Source organism: Proteus sp. G2675, assembly GCF_963886535.1.
Classification (GTDB): domain Bacteria; phylum Pseudomonadota; class Gammaproteobacteria; order Enterobacterales; family Enterobacteriaceae; genus Proteus; species Proteus mirabilis.
In genome coordinates this window covers 93949-108841 of the sequence record NZ_CAWPCB010000031.1, presented here as the reverse complement: position 1 = coordinate 108841, position 14893 = coordinate 93949, and the positions used below count along the sequence as shown (strand labels likewise).

Sequence of the window (14893 nt, the reverse complement as noted above, 5' to 3'; positions counted from 1 at the left end):
AGTTCAAATGTTGATATTCGGTGCTGTGGCATTAGTGATTGTGCTCACTGCTTATCTTATTTATGTGTTGTTTCATGCAGAGGCATTTTAAAAATGGCAACAACAACGTTGATCTATATTGCCGTTTTTCTCACCGTCTTACTGATTATGGGAAAAGTGATTGGCAATTATCTTGCTCGTCTCATAGAAGGTGATTTACCTCGTTGGGTAACAAAAACAGAACAGGTTATTTGGCGTAGCTGTGGTTTTAAACCTGCCGGCAAAGCAATTCAGCCTATGAGTTGGTATCACTATATGTTCGCCCTGTTAATTTTTAACTCAATGGGAGCATTTTTATTATTGGTAATTTTACTTAATCAAGGTTATTTACCTTTAAATCCACAGTTTGCACCTAATATGAGTTGGGATTTAGCATTAAATACCACCATTAGTTTTATTACTAATACCAATTGGCAGGCCTATAGCGGTGAAACAGCCGTCAGCTATTTAAGCCAAATGATGGGGCTTACAGTACAAAATTTCTTATCAGCAACAACGGGGATCGCTGTTGCCTTTGTATTGATCAGAGCATTAACACAATCTTCTTGCCATTCCATTGGTAATGCTTGGGTAGATATTGGTCGTATTACCCTATATCTGTTACTACCTTTAGCCATTATTTGGTCACTGTTATTTGTTAGCCAAGGCGTGATCCAAAATTTCCATCCCGCGCTATTAAGCCAAGGACTTGAAAATCAGCAATGGTTACCAATGGGCCCCGTTGCTTCTCAAGAGGCAATTAAACTGTTAGGAACCAATGGAGGAGGCTATTTTGCAGCAAACTCTGCTCATCCTTATGAAAACCCAACCTCTTTCAGTAGCTTTTTGCAAATACTTGCCATATTCCTGTTACCTACCGCGCTATGCTTCGCCTTTGGCCGACTGAGTGGTACACAACGGCAAGGCTATACCTTACTTTGGGTAATGACATTGATTTTTATTGTTGCGGTTAGCGTGATTGTTTGGGCTGAATGGCGAGGTAACCCACAATTTACGTTAATGGGTGCGGATAGTTCATTAAATATGGAAGGTAAAGAGAGTCGCTTTGGTTTAATAGGCAGTGCGTTATTTGTTGCCGTCACTACAGCTGCTTCTTGTGGTGCAGTAAATGCCATGCATGATTCATTAACTGCATTAGGAGGTATGGTTCCTATGTGGTTAATGCAAACTGGAGAAGTCATCTTCGGCGGTGTTGGTTCTGGTTTTTATGGCATGATCTTGTATGTTTTGTTAGCTGTTTTTATCGCTGGATTAATGGTGGGTCGAGCACCTGAATATCTCGGCAAAAAAATTGGTGTAGCAGAAATGAAATGGGTTGCTGTCGCTATTTTAATATCACCAGCAATCACCTTATTAGGTACAACACTTGCCCTCTTTAGCGAAGTAGGTCGCGAAGCGATTTTAAATCCTGGTCCTCATGGTTTTAGTGAAGTTTTATACGCTTTTACTTCAGCTGCCAATAACAATGGCAGTGCTTTCGCCGGACTGAATGCTAATTCTGTTTTTTATAATCTGTTATTAGGTATCACTATGCTTGTCGGACGTTTTGGTGTCATGTTGCCTGTCTTAGCTATCGCCGGTAGTTTGGCAATAAAAAAACGCCAAGCTGAAAGTTTAGCCACATTGTCCACTACTTCACCGCTATTTATTTTTCTATTGTTCCTCACAGTAATAATGATTGGTGCACTCACCTTTGTTCCGGCATTAGCACTAGGCCCTATTGCTGAGCATTTACAGTTGTTATGGGCTAAATAAGGACACTCATCATGAAAAAAACACCTCTTTTTAATAGAAAAACAATGATGTCGGCTTTCTTGGATGCTATCAAAAAATGCACCCCTCAAGCGCAATGGCATAATCCGGTGATGTTTATTGTTTATGTTGGTGCACTACTCACTACGGGTATTTGGTTTGCCGTTTTACTGGGGTATCTACCACCAGATAATCATTTTACTTTTCAAGTCATGCTTTGGTTATGGATAACCCTACTATTTGCCAATTTTGCTGAATCTTTAGCAGAAAGTCGTAGTAAAGCACAGGCGGCAAGCTTACGAGGTGCGAAACAACAATCTAAAGCGGTGCGCTTACAGCATGCTGATCTTCACGCTCCCCAAGAAATCATTGATTCACTTTTATTACATAAAGGCGATATTGTTTTGGTCAATGCTGGCGAGGTAATTCCTTGTGATGGTGAAGTGATTGAAGGTGGCGCTTCTGTTGATGAAAGTGCGATCACCGGTGAATCAGCTCCCGTTATTCGTGAGTCAGGTGGCGATTTTTCTTCTGTTACTGGAGGGACTCGTGTGTTATCTGACTGGTTGATTATTCGTTGTAGTGCTGAAGCAGGTAATTCTTTCCTCGATCGTATGATTGGTATGGTGGAAGGGGCTAAACGCAGAAAAACGCCGAATGAAATTGCATTAACTATTTTATTAACGGCCCTAACGCTGATCTTTTTATTCGCTTGTACCACACTCTATCCTTTTAGTGTGTTTGCCGTGCAATTCCAAGAGCATGGTGAGGTTATTTCTGTTGTAACGTTAATCGCATTATTAGTTTGTCTGATCCCTACAACCATCGGCGGACTACTCTCTTCTATTGGTGTGGCAGGTATGAGCCGGATGTTAGACGCTAATGTGATCGCGACGAGTGGACGTGCAGTAGAAGCCGCAGGAGACGTTGATGTTTTATTACTCGATAAAACAGGGACAATTACTTTAGGTAATCGCCAAGCTTCTCGTTTTATTCCTCTATCAGGAATAACTGAAAAACAATTGGCAGATGCGGCGCAATTAAGCTCTTTAGCAGATGAAACACCTGAGGGTCGTAGCATCGTTATATTAGCCAAACAGCGCTTTAATTTACGTGAACGAGATTTAACTTCGATGGGAGCCTCTTTTGTTCCATTCTCAGCGATGACCAGAATGAGTGGCGTAAATATTGGCGAGCGTATTATACGTAAAGGCTCGGTTGATGCTATTCGTCGCCATATCGAAGTTAGTCATAGCCATTTTCCCGATGAAGTCAACACCATAGTCGAGCAAGTCGCAAGAGCTGGTGCTACGCCATTAGTCGTCGTTGAAAATCAAAATATCCTTGGTGTAGTTGAACTTAAAGATATCGTCAAAGGGGGTATCAAAGAGCGCTTTGCTCAACTTCGCCAAATGGGCATTAAAACCGTGATGATCACCGGTGATAACCATCTTACTGCGGCGGCCATTGCTGCCGAGTCCGGTGTAGATGATTTTCTTGCGCAAGCCACTCCAGAGGCTAAACTGGCGTTGATCCGTCAATATCAATCAGAAGGTCGACTTGTCGCTATGACCGGAGATGGTACTAATGATGCGCCGGCTTTAGCGCAAGCCGATGTTGCTGTGGCCATGAATTCAGGAACGCAAGCCGCTAAAGAAGCAGGCAATATGGTTGATTTGGACTCAAATCCCACCAAATTAATTGAAGTCGTTCATATTGGTAAACAAATGCTTATGACCCGTGGCGCCCTAACCACCTTTAGTATTGCCAATGATATCGCAAAATATTTTGCCATTATTCCCGCAGCTTTTGCGGTGACATATCCACAATTGAATATGCTCAATATTATGGGATTACACTCCCCAGCATCCGCGATGTTATCAGCCGTTATTTTTAATGCTTTGATCATCGTCTTTTTGATCCCTTTAGCGTTGAAAGGTGTGCATTATCGTCCTGTTTCTGCTCATTCATTATTACGCCGTAATCTCTCTTTATACGGGATAAGTGGGTTAATTGTTCCTTTTTTAGGCATTAAACTCATCGATATGATTTTAGCTATTATTGGGCTTTAAGGAGAATACTATGCATCTTTTTCGTTCATCTTTAGTGATGTTAGTATTACTGACACTTATCACTGGATTAGCCTATCCTTTATTTATAACCGGATTAGCTCAATTGTTTTTCCCTTGGCAAGCAAATGGTTCACTGGTTTATCGGGACGATAAACTGATTGGCTCTGAATTGATTGGACAGTCATTTAATCGAGCCGATTACTTTCAAGGTCGCCCCTCAATGACAAGTGAAATGCCTTACAATAGTATGGCTTCCGGCGCTAGCCAACTTGCTACATCAAATCCACTCTTAAGCGAGAAAGTGGCTGCAGGTGTTCGTTTATGGCAAAAAAGGGTTGATAATCATCAAGTCGTTCCGGTTGATTTAGTGACTGCTTCCGCCAGTGGGCTTGATCCTCATATTTCATTGGCTGCCGCTTATTACCAAGCACCGCATATTGCGTTATTACGTCAATTCACAATAAATGAAATAAAACAATTAATTACAGAAAATACGACATCGCCATTAATACCATTTTTAGGTGAACCTGTGGTGAATGTCTTTAAACTCAATCAGGCACTTGATAGATTGAGTGCAGAAAAAAACAATAAAGTGAGCGGGTAATAAAATGGAACAAGCTCCGCAGTGGCAACGCCCTTCTCCTGATGATTTGCTGGCATTAACGCGAGCACCCCATCGAGGACGATTAAAGATCTTTTTTGGTGCCTGTGCCGGCGTAGGTAAAACCTACGCCATGTTACAAGAAGCTCAACGTTTACATCAGCAAGGTATTGATGTCTTAGCTGGGGTTGTAGAAACCCATCAGCGCCAAGAAACGGCACAACAACTTGAGGGATTACCGTTATTACCGCCATTAAAATTACATTATCGTGGTAGAAAGCTCTCTGCCTTTAATTTAGATGGGGCCTTAGCAAGACATCCTGCGGTGATCTTAATGGATGAATTGGCTTTTAGTAATCCACATAAATGTCGCCATCCAAAACGTTGGCAAGATGTTGAAGAGTTACTTGATGCGGGCATCGATGTTTTAACCACCATTAATGTACAACATATTGAAAGTCTTAATGATATTGTTGGTAGTATTACAGGTATTCGCGTTCAAGAGACTATTCCTGATTATATCTTTGATAATGCTGATGAAGTGGTTATGGTCGACTTACCACCAGACGACCTACAACAGCGCTTAAATGAAGGCAAAGTTTATCTGGCAGGACAAGCAGAACGTGCAATAGAGCATTTTTTTCGTAAAGGTAATTTGATTGCATTACGAGAGCTTGCCCTAAGACGAATGGCAGATCGCGTTGATTCCCAAGTAAAAGAATTCCGTGATAGCCAAGGTGGTACGCCTGTTTGGCATACTACTGATAGTTTAATGGTTTGTCTTGGTGCTCATGGAAGAAATGATAAATTAGTGCGTACTGCCGCTCGTTATGCTGCTGCTTTTGGTTGCCAATGGCATGCTATTTATGTTGAAACACCAAAGCTACATCAGATAGGTGAGCATAAACGCCGTGCTATTTTACATTCCCTCAAGTTAGCACAACACCTAGGGGCAAGAACGGCGATCCTTTCTGATAATCAAGCGGAAAAAGCGGTGATCCGCTATGCCAGAGAGCATAATTTAGGCAAGGTGATTATCGGTCAACGCCCCTATCAAAAGTGGCAATGGTTAAAACGTTGGGTCCGCATGCGTTTCGCTGAAAGGTTAGCGCGTTATGCACCTGACTTGCATGTTATCAGTGTCGCTTTAAATGAAGAAGAGCCGCGTTATAAAACAAAAACATTTGTGCCACAAAATGATAAATGGCGCCAAAATCTTAAAGGCTATCTAACAGCTATTGGTTTATGTCTAGCTATTACGCTTTTTTCACGTACTTTTTTGTTAGCGTTAGATAAGGCAAATTTAGTTACTCTTTATTTATTAGGCGTTGTTCTTATCGCGCTATTTTTTGGTCGTCGCCCTTCTATTTTTGCTGCTTTAATCAATGTGATAAGCTTTGATTTGTTCTTTGTGCAACCGCATTTTTCACTGGCTGTATTAGATATGCAGTATTTAGTGACTTTTTCCGTAATGCTCATTGTTGGGTTAGTGGTGGGTAATTTAACTGCGGGAATGCGTTATCAAACCCGAGTTGCTCGTTATAGAGAACAACGCACTCGTCATTTATTTGAAATGACCCGAGAGCTGAGTCGGGCACTGACTTTACAAGAAGTGGTACGTACTAGTTATCATTTTTTATCAAGTGCTTTTGATGCCAAAGTTTGTTTATTAATGCCTAATCATCATGATGAATTAACGCCATACAATGCTGAAGGTATGGGACAACTTCCCATTGATAGTGGTATTGCCCGTTGGTGTTGGGATAAAGATCAAATCGCAGGTGCAGGAACGGATACCCTACCTAGTGTCCCTTATCAGTTGCACCCTATTAGCGCATCTCAACAAGTATTAGCGATTTTAGCGATTGAGCCAAATAATCTACGCCAAGTACTTATTCCTGAACAACAGCAACTCTTACAGACATTTAATGGCCTAATTGCCAATGCTCTTGAACGGTTACAGCAGGCGGAAATGGCCGAACAATCTCGTATTAATATAGAACGAGAACAATTAAGAAATGCGCTCTTAGCCGCCCTTTCTCATGATCTAAAAACACCACTTACCGTCCTGTTTGGCCAGTCTGAAATTCTTCTTCTAGACTTAAGTGCTGAAGGCTCTGCTCATACTGAACAAGTCAGTCAGATCCGCCAACAAATTTTGACGACCTCCCGCTTAGTCAACAATTTACTGGATATGGCACGTATTCAATCAGGGGGTATCCAAGTCAACCTGCAGTGGAATTTACTGCAAGAAATTGCTGGAAGTGCAGTACGTTCACTCTCTTATTTACTTGATAAACATCCATTACAAATTGATATTCCAGCTGATTTATTACTCTATTGCGATAGTCTGTTAATTGAGCGCGTGTTAACTAATTTGTTAGAAAATGCAGTCAAATATACCGCATCACAGACCAAATTAGGCATAAAAGCCACGGTTGAAGAGGATCAAATTCATGTTGAAGTTTGGGATGAAGGCGCAGGTATTCCCACTGAACAATTGCAGCTTATTTTTAATAAATTTTCACGTGCAGTAAAAGAGTCCGCCATTCCGGGGGTTGGGCTGGGTCTTGCTATTTGCAGTGCTATTATCCACTTACATGAAGGTAAAATTTGGGCTGAAAATAATAAAAAAGGTGGAGCCAGTTTTCACTTTGTTTTACCTTTAAAATCACTACCGAATATTGATGAGATTGAAATAAAACAGTGACGCCATATAACATATTGATTGTTGAAGATGAAAAAGAGATCTTACGATTCGTTCGCCTTGCATTAGAGAACGAAGGTTTTCGTGTTTATGACGCCTCAGAATGTCAACGAGGATTAATAGAAGCAGCATCAAGAAAACCTGATTTAGTCATTCTTGATCTAGGATTACCTGATAAAGATGGGCTTTGCTTTATTCAAGATTTCCGTCAATGGAGTAGCACGCCGATTATTGTGTTATCCGCCAGAGATTCTGAACAAGATAAAGTTGATGCTTTAGACGCTGGAGCTGATGATTATTTAACTAAACCCTTCGGTATGAGTGAATTACTAGCTCGGGTTCGTGCTTCATTACGTCGCTTTGTCAAACAAGAAACAGAAACGACTCAATTTACATTTGGTGATATCACTATTGATTGGGTTAAAAGAATAGTCACTCGCCAAGGCGTACCCATTCACTTTACTCCGACCGAATTTCGTCTACTCAGTGAACTTGTCAACAATAGTGGAAAAGTATTAACTCAACGTCATTTAATGCAGCATGTTTGGGGGCCTAACTTTGTAGAGCATAGCCATTATTTGCGAATTTATATGGGGCATCTACGTCAGAAAATAGAAACCGATCCCACCTGTCCAGTGCACTTAATTACTGAAACGGGGATCGGTTATCGTTTTATGCCTTAAGTCTCTTTTTTCGGTTTATCATAACGACTAAGCCATTGCAGATATCGTTTTTCTAAAACGTAACAGTGCCAATGCAAAAAAGACTGAGCCAATAATAATTAAAACGATAAATTGAGGCCAAACAATCGAGAAATCTGCGCCTCTATATAATATCGCTTGTGCAAGGCTGACAAAATGTGTGGTTGGCATAGTTTGCATCACATCTTGTACAAACTGAGGCATACTCTCTCTTGAGGTCATCCCTCCAGACAACATATTTAATGGCAACAATACCATAATCATCAATAAACCAAATTGTGGCATTGAGCGCGCCATTGTGCCTAAGAAAATACCAATGGATGTCGTTGCAAATAAACTTAACGCGACCCCACACATAAATAACAAAACAGAGCCTTCGATCGGCACATGTAGCAGTGATTTAACCACTAGCACTAAAGACATGGCCGACGCTAACAATACAACCAATCCCATTGACCATATTTTAGACAGCATGATCTCAAATGGTGTGACAGGCATAACTAATAAATGCTCAATAGTGCCATGCTCTCGCTCTCGTATTAGTGCCGCCCCGGTTAATACAATAGATAGCATGGTAATGTTATTGATTATCGCCATAACAGAGCCAAACCAAGATTGTGTTAAGTTTGGGTTAAAGCTCATTCTAACTTCTAAATCCACAGGCAGTGGATCGTTAGTGCGCTCTTTAGCAAGAAAAGTTTTCGCTTCTCCCATAACGATATTTTGAATATAGCTATTTCCTAAGAAAGCTTGGCTCATCCGTGTTGCATCAATATTGACTTGAATTTCTGGCTTACGTCCTGCGAGTAGATCGCGTTGAAAATTAGGCGGAATATCTAACGCAAAAGTATAAGTTCCTCTATCTAATAAACCATCAATCTGCTCGGGTGTAATATCTGCAGGTGGTAAAAAGTAAGGCATATAAAAGCTATTGACAATACGAGCCGAAAGTTGAGATTTATCCTGATCAGCCACCGCTATCGGCGCATGGTGTAATGAGCCCGGTGTTACAGTAGCCGATGAGTATATTGATACGGTAAAGGCAAACACAATTAATGCCAGCATCGCCTTATCACGGGATAAACTTCGTAACTCTTTTATTCCTAAATTAAAAATATTTTGTACGGTATGCCACATTTAAGCCTCCTGCTTTTTCAAGAAAAAGACACTCAGCCCAATCACAATGGGGATCGTGATAAGTAACGGAATAAAAGACCAAGGCAAATCAAATAAGTTAAGTCCTTTTGAAAACGTTCCTCGAGTGATAGTAAGAAAGTGAGAAGTCGGATAAATATGCCCTATCCATTTACCAATACCTTCTAAGGATGATACTGGGTCAATCATGCCGGAGAATTGCGTAGCAGGAATTAAGGTAATAATTGAAGTACCAAAAATAGCCGCAATCTGACTTTTCATAAAACAAGAAATCAGTAATCCCATTCCCGTAGCAATAGTGATATAAAGCAACGCCCCTAATGAGAGTGTTAACATGCTTCCTTTAAAACTGACACCAAAAACAAATACCGAAAGCGCACAGAGCATAAAAAAGTTAAACATTCCCAATAAAATATAGGGGATCTGTTTGCCTAATAAAAACTCGGCTTTAGTGACCGGAGTAACGTATAAATTAATAATAGAGCCTAGCTCTTTTTCACGTACCACACTCAAGGCGCTTAACATCGCGGGGATCATCATCAACAACAACGGAATAACCGCAGGTACTATAGCGGGTAAACTTTTTACATCAGGGTTATAACGATAACGGGTTTCGATATCAATGGGGGAAAATTGATCAACCATATTGGTAGGTTGACGCATGGCCATATCTAACATCCAAGTTAGATGCATTGCCTGAATATACCCACGGACAGTTTCTGCACGATTTGGCATCGCGCCATCAATCCAAACCCCTATTTTTACTTTATGTCCTTTAGCAACATCTCGAGCAAAATTAGGCGGAATTTCAATCGCAACAGTAATATCACCACTGCGGAGACGACGCTCAAGTTGGTTATAATCGGTAATCGGCGCTTTTTCAATAAAATAGCGAGAGCCTGATAGGTTTTGACTATAAGCCTGACTTAGCCCTGTTTGATCTCTATCCATAATGGCAAAGCGTAGGTTTTCAACATCCATACTGATGCCGTAACCCATAATAAACATCAATATTACCGTGCCTAGTAATGCTAAGGTAAGGCGTACTGGGTCACGGCGTAATTCCATCCCTTCACGAATGCTATAACTAAATAAACGGCGTAAACTAAATCGTTGTTTTAACGCTTTTTCCGCACTTTCTTCACTAGAGGCAGGCAATTGTAGCTGTTTATCTTCAATATCGGGCGTTTCTGTTTCACCGGATGCTTTTTTCAAATAATCAATAAATACTTCTTCTAGTGTATCAAATTGACTATTTTTCACTAAATTAGCCGGAGTATCTGTCACTAGCACTTTTCCGGCATGCATCAGAGACATTCTGTCACAGCGCGCCGCTTCATTCATAAAGTGGGTAGAGATAAAAATAGTGACACCGTCACGTCTTGAGAGATCAACCATCAGCTTCCAGAACATATCTCGAGCGATAGGGTCAACCCCAGAGGTGGGTTCATCAAGGATCAGCATTTCTGGTTTGTGGATCACTGCCACCGCTAACGATAAGCGTTGTCGAATACCTAAAGGTAAACCGTCAGGCATCATATCTTCCACATCGGTCAAATTAAAACGCTCACTCATTTCTTTGATACGTTGAGGAATATCCTGTTCTGGGATATGAAAGAGTTTGGCATGTAGCTCTAAATTTTGTCGAACCGTTAATTCGCTATACAGTGAGAATGCTTGCGACATATAACCAACGCGTTTACGGGTTTCGATATCTTTTGGATCAACCTCTTGCCCAAATAACCAAGCGCGCCCTTCACTTGCCTCAAGTAAACCTGTAAGCATTTTCATGGTGGTGGATTTGCCACAACCATTCGAGCCTAGAAAACCAAAAATTTCGCCTTTAGGAATACGAAAACTGACATGATCAACAGCAACAAACTGACCAAAGCGCATTGTTAATTCTTTGGCCTCAATGGCGATAATATCGTCATCACTTTTATCCCGTGGAGGAATAATCACTTTTTGATGGTTTTTGCGTTTTTCTTCCGGTAAAAGCTCAATAAAAGCAGCTTCTAATTCATCTGTCGCCGTTTGCGCCTTTAATTCTTCCGCATGACCTGTGGCTAAAACCTTACCTGCATCCATTGCAACCAGCCAATCAAAACGCTCAGCCTCTTCCATATAAGCCGTCGCAACCAATACGCTCATATTGGTTTGACGTTTACGGATACGATTAATTAACTCCCAAAATTGCGCCCGTGATAATGGGTCAACCCCTGTGGTGGGTTCATCGAGGATCAGCAATTGTGGATCATGAATTAATGCACAGCAAAGCCCCAGTTTTTGCTTCATACCACCAGATAGTTTACCCGCAGGTCTATCCTTAAAAGGCGCTAACCCCGTACTTTCAAGTAAATCATTGATGCGCTCTTCTCGCTCTTGTTTGGATTGACCAAATAAGCGACCAAAGAAATCGACGTTTTCAAAAACAGAAAGTGTGTGATAAAGATTTTTACCTAACCCTTGTGGCATATAGGCAATTTTGGGGCAAACAGCTCGCCGGTGATTAACATCATTCATATCACCATTAAGTACTATCACTTGCCCTTGCTGAATTTCTCTGGCTCCTGAAATAAGAGAAATTAAACTCGATTTTCCGACACCATCCGGGCCTATTAAGCCGACCATTTTTCCGGCAGGAATAGTCAATGTCACATCATCAAGTGCTTTGGTATCACCATAATGTTGGGATACATGAGTCAATTCAATGATATGAGAATGACTTTGCGTTCTCATTAGTTGACTCATTGTGGTAATTTCACCTCTAAATCAGTCGGCCAAGGTTGGCTATTATCTAAGCGAATATAGGCACGTCCCGGTAAACCTGTTTTGACATATTCAAGGTGTTTCTCTAGTAATTCAGGGGAGATCCTCGCTCTTACACGAAACATCAGTTTCAAACGTTCATTGTCAGTTTCAACCGTTTTAGGGGTAAACTGTGCAACACTGGCAACATAAGTCGTTTTCGCAGGGATCACAATATGTGGGGCTGCGTCCAAAATAATATGGACATCACTGCCTAAGGCTGCTTTACCAGCGGCTTCAGTTGGCAAAAAGAATGTCATATACACATCACTAAGGTCGACCATATTTAACACTCGACCGCCAGCGCCTAGCACTTCACCGGGTTCCGCAACACGATATTGTACACGGCCATTACGAGGAGCTTTTAAGATACTATCATCCAACTCAGCCATAATACGTCGTTCGGTAGCTGTTGCTGCATCAACTTTGGTTTTTGCTTGAATAATTCCAGACTTTGCCGAATCAATTGCCGCAATGGTTGCAGTCACTTGTGCTTTTGCAGCTTCAACAGCAGCACGAGCCCCTTCGGTTCTTGCTATATCATCATCCAGTTGTTGAATGGAAATTGCTTTTGTTTTAACTAATGCCCGAGAGCGATTAAGGCGTTTTACTGATGCGTCAAGCTCTGCAATACGCTGACGAACAACCGCCTGCGCTGCAACTTGCTCACTTTGACGTTGAGAAAGTGCCGACTCTGCCGTCATAACGCTACTTTTGGCTTGCTCTAGTTGGGCTTGAACTTCATGAAGTTGCTCTTTTAAGGTACGAGTATCCATTGTTGCCAACACTTCACCCGCTTTAACAAAATCCCCCTCTTTGACCAAAATAGTGTCAATTCTTCCTGGTGTTTTGGTTGAAATATCAATTTCAGTAGCTTCAATTCTCCCATTACTTTGAGCAAACCCATCAGGGAGTGCTGGTGCTTGTGTTTTCCACCAAAAAATACCTGCTGCAATAATTGCAACAATAATAATGCCGTAAACAAAAAAACGATTCGTTTTTTGATTTTTCATATAAATTATTTAACCTTCCTTTTGCCATAAATAACCCAATTTTTTGTGATTTACTGTGTGTAAGAAAATAGTTAAATAACAATTTTTAATTTTATTTCATCTACTTTAAAAATAGTCCATTTATATATATAAAGCGAATTAAAATAAAATAAAAAAAGAGAAAAACAAAAGTTAACCATATGAATTATAAAATATAATAAGAATATGATAGTGTGTTGTGTGAATTTAATGTAGTACTTTTATCACATAATACACTATCAAAATTTGATTATTCGAGATAACACACAAAATGTATAAAATTTAGCATCCATTAGCTTCATTAAAATCAAAATATAATAATAACACTTGGTTACGATAATTGATCGAAGTCACATATTTAATGTTGATGGAGTTAGCTATTTTTTGATTTTGCTATAAATTTAACAACATTAAAAATAAATAATAACCAACATACTTTTATTTTAATATTTTATTTGCAAGGTTTAATTTTAAATTAATTGCATAAAACTCCTTAAATATAACAGTTTGATTATTATAGCATTAATTTAAATTGAAATTATTTGTTATTTTTGCCTGTCATCAGACCACTTATTAGGTAAAGTTTTTATATAGTGATTATTGCAGTTAATAATTATATATCAAATAACAATATACAATTAAAGTAATAACATCCCTGCAAATACACAACTCAATCCGATTAAGAGAAGGTTTATATGAAAAACATTAACTATAAGCTCGCTACACTTACCCTTTGTACTCTTTTTGCCTCTTCTGCGTTAGCTAATAATACACAAGCCCCTATCCGCCTCGTTATTCATGGTGGTGCAGGTACAATAACTAAAGATACCATCACCCCAGAACAAGAAAAAGAATATAAAGCCAAACTGACCGAAGCATTAAATGCTGGATATGCTGTTTTAAATAGCGGAGGCACCAGTATTGAAGCTGTACAAAAATCGATTAATGTTATGGAAGACTCTCCTCTTTTTAATGCAGGTAAAGGTGCTGTTTTTACTCACGATGGTAGAAACGAACTTGATGCTTCTATTATGGATGGTAAAACGCGCAAAGCGGGTGCTGTTGCTGGTGTTACCACAGTAAAAAATCCGATTAATGCCGCGATTGCGGTAATGGAAAAAAGTCCACATGTTATGATGGTTTCTCAAGGGGCTGATCTTTTTGCCAAAGAGCAAGGGTTAACCATCGTTGATCCGAGTTATTTCCGTACTGAATATCGTTGGCAACAACTACAAAAAGCATTAGAAAAAGAACAGGTTGTATTAGATCATGATGGTAAAACTGCAGCTCTTTTTGCTGATCCGATGATGTATGATTATAAATACGGCACTGTTGGTGCTGTTGCATTAGACCAACATGGTAATTTAGCGGCGGGAACATCAACAGGTGGAATGACCAATAAACGTTATGGTCGTGTGGGCGATTCCCCTATTATCGGTGCAGGTAATTATGCGGATAATGAAACGGTTGCGGTATCGGCAACAGGATCAGGTGAAATGTTTATTAGAACGCTGACCGCATTTAATATTGCAGCCCAAGTTAAATATCAAAAACTACCACTAGAGCAAGCGGCACAAAATGCACTTGATGAAGTAAAAGCGATAAATGGAAGTGGTGGTGTTATCGTATTAGACAAATCTGGAAACTATACGATGAGCTTTAACTCTGAGGGAATGTATCGAGGCACCATTGGTAATGATGGCAAACCACTAGTCGCCATTTATAAAGATTAACCTTCATTATTTTAAAACTATGCCTTTGGTTTTTAGCGACTGTTATTAAAAATACAGATAAACCAAGGGCATAATATTAAGCCATTTCCACGATCATCCCCCTATTTTGATCTCTTTATTCCTTTCATGGGTAAAACCCACTGTTCACTTTGCACTCCAAAACCGTTTATAAAACAAACATTATGCACTAAAAACAAACATGATCGCCTCTACTTATTAAAATGATCCTTTGAAAAAGTAGCTTTTTTCTTTTTTAGATCTGTTAGAATATTCAGCATAGTTATATTGATTTAA

9 protein-coding genes are annotated in these 14893 nt (G+C 40.0%); 6 read left to right on the top strand and 3 right to left on the bottom strand.

Features of this window, described 5'->3' with window-relative positions; genetic code table 11:
- Window positions 1–93: 93 nt before the first annotated feature.
- Genes kdpA through kdpE form a run of 5 tightly spaced genes read left to right on the top strand, consistent with a single transcriptional unit; the run spans window position 94 to window position 7854 of the window.
- Complete coding sequence (gene kdpA / locus AACQ49_RS08530) at window positions 94–1794, top strand: potassium-transporting ATPase subunit KdpA (RefSeq protein WP_049203320.1); 1701 nt, start codon at window positions 94–96, stop codon at window positions 1792–1794.
- An 11-nt stretch (window positions 1795–1805) separates the two neighbouring features.
- Window positions 1806–3863: a potassium-transporting ATPase subunit KdpB gene (gene kdpB, locus AACQ49_RS08525; protein WP_004242885.1), complete on the top strand. Its 2058-nt coding sequence runs from the start codon at window positions 1806–1808 to the stop codon at window positions 3861–3863.
- Window positions 3864–3873: 10 nt separating this feature from the next.
- On the top strand, window positions 3874–4467 hold the full coding sequence (gene kdpC / locus AACQ49_RS08520) for a potassium-transporting ATPase subunit KdpC (protein WP_041701120.1): 594 nt from the start codon (window positions 3874–3876) through the stop codon (window positions 4465–4467).
- Window positions 4468–4471: 4 nt separating this feature from the next.
- Complete coding sequence (gene kdpD / locus AACQ49_RS08515) at window positions 4472–7174, top strand: two-component system sensor histidine kinase KdpD (RefSeq protein WP_161778986.1); 2703 nt, start codon at window positions 4472–4474, stop codon at window positions 7172–7174.
- Entirely contained in the window at window positions 7171–7854 is a 684-nt protein-coding gene (kdpE, locus tag AACQ49_RS08510) for a two-component system response regulator KdpE (RefSeq protein ID WP_004242882.1), read from the top strand. The genes kdpD and kdpE overlap by 4 nt, the downstream gene beginning before the upstream one ends.
- Window positions 7855–7881: 27 nt before the next feature.
- On the opposite strand, the gene AACQ49_RS08505 is transcribed toward kdpE, so the two are convergent.
- The 3 genes from AACQ49_RS08505 to AACQ49_RS08495 are packed head-to-tail and all read right to left on the bottom strand — an operon-like array spanning window position 7882 to window position 12848.
- The gene (locus AACQ49_RS08505) at window positions 7882–9009 is read right to left on the bottom strand and encodes an ABC transporter permease (protein WP_004242881.1); all 1128 of its coding nucleotides are present in this window, start codon (window positions 9007–9009) and stop codon (window positions 7882–7884) included.
- Window positions 9010–11778, bottom strand: a complete 2769-nt coding sequence (gene rbbA, locus AACQ49_RS08500) for a ribosome-associated ATPase/putative transporter RbbA (protein WP_012367912.1) — start codon at window positions 11776–11778, stop codon at window positions 9010–9012.
- Window positions 11775–12848, bottom strand: coding sequence for an HlyD family secretion protein (locus AACQ49_RS08495; RefSeq protein WP_004242877.1), 1074 nt, complete (start codon window positions 12846–12848; stop codon window positions 11775–11777). The genes rbbA and AACQ49_RS08495 overlap by 4 nt, the downstream gene beginning before the upstream one ends.
- A 713-nt stretch (window positions 12849–13561) precedes the next feature.
- Here AACQ49_RS08495 and AACQ49_RS08490 point away from each other — a divergent pair.
- Window positions 13562–14599 carry an isoaspartyl peptidase/L-asparaginase family protein gene (locus tag AACQ49_RS08490; RefSeq protein WP_004242876.1) on the top strand — a complete coding sequence of 346 codons (1038 nt, stop codon included), beginning with the start codon at window positions 13562–13564 and terminating at the stop codon, window positions 14597–14599.
- The last annotated feature ends 294 nt before the right edge of the window (window positions 14600–14893 follow it).

Excerpts from the sequence above, each read along its gene's own strand:
- kdpA (WP_049203320.1), top strand. The coding sequence starts at position 94 with ATGGCAACAACAACGTTGATCTATATTGCCGTTTTTCTCACCGTCTTA.
- kdpB (WP_004242885.1), top strand. The coding sequence starts at position 1,806 with ATGAAAAAAACACCTCTTTTTAATAGAAAAACAATGATGTCGGCTTTC.
- kdpC (WP_041701120.1), top strand. The coding sequence starts at position 3,874 with ATGCATCTTTTTCGTTCATCTTTAGTGATGTTAGTATTACTGACACTT.
- kdpD (WP_161778986.1), top strand. The coding sequence starts at position 4,472 with ATGGAACAAGCTCCGCAGTGGCAACGCCCTTCTCCTGATGATTTGCTG.
- AACQ49_RS08505 (WP_004242881.1), bottom strand. The coding sequence starts at position 9,009 with ATGTGGCATACCGTACAAAATATTTTTAATTTAGGAATAAAAGAGTTA.
- rbbA (WP_012367912.1), bottom strand. The coding sequence starts at position 11,778 with ATGAGTCAACTAATGAGAACGCAAAGTCATTCTCATATCATTGAATTG.
- AACQ49_RS08495 (WP_004242877.1), bottom strand. The coding sequence starts at position 12,848 with ATGAAAAATCAAAAAACGAATCGTTTTTTTGTTTACGGCATTATTATT.
- AACQ49_RS08490 (WP_004242876.1), top strand. The coding sequence starts at position 13,562 with ATGAAAAACATTAACTATAAGCTCGCTACACTTACCCTTTGTACTCTT.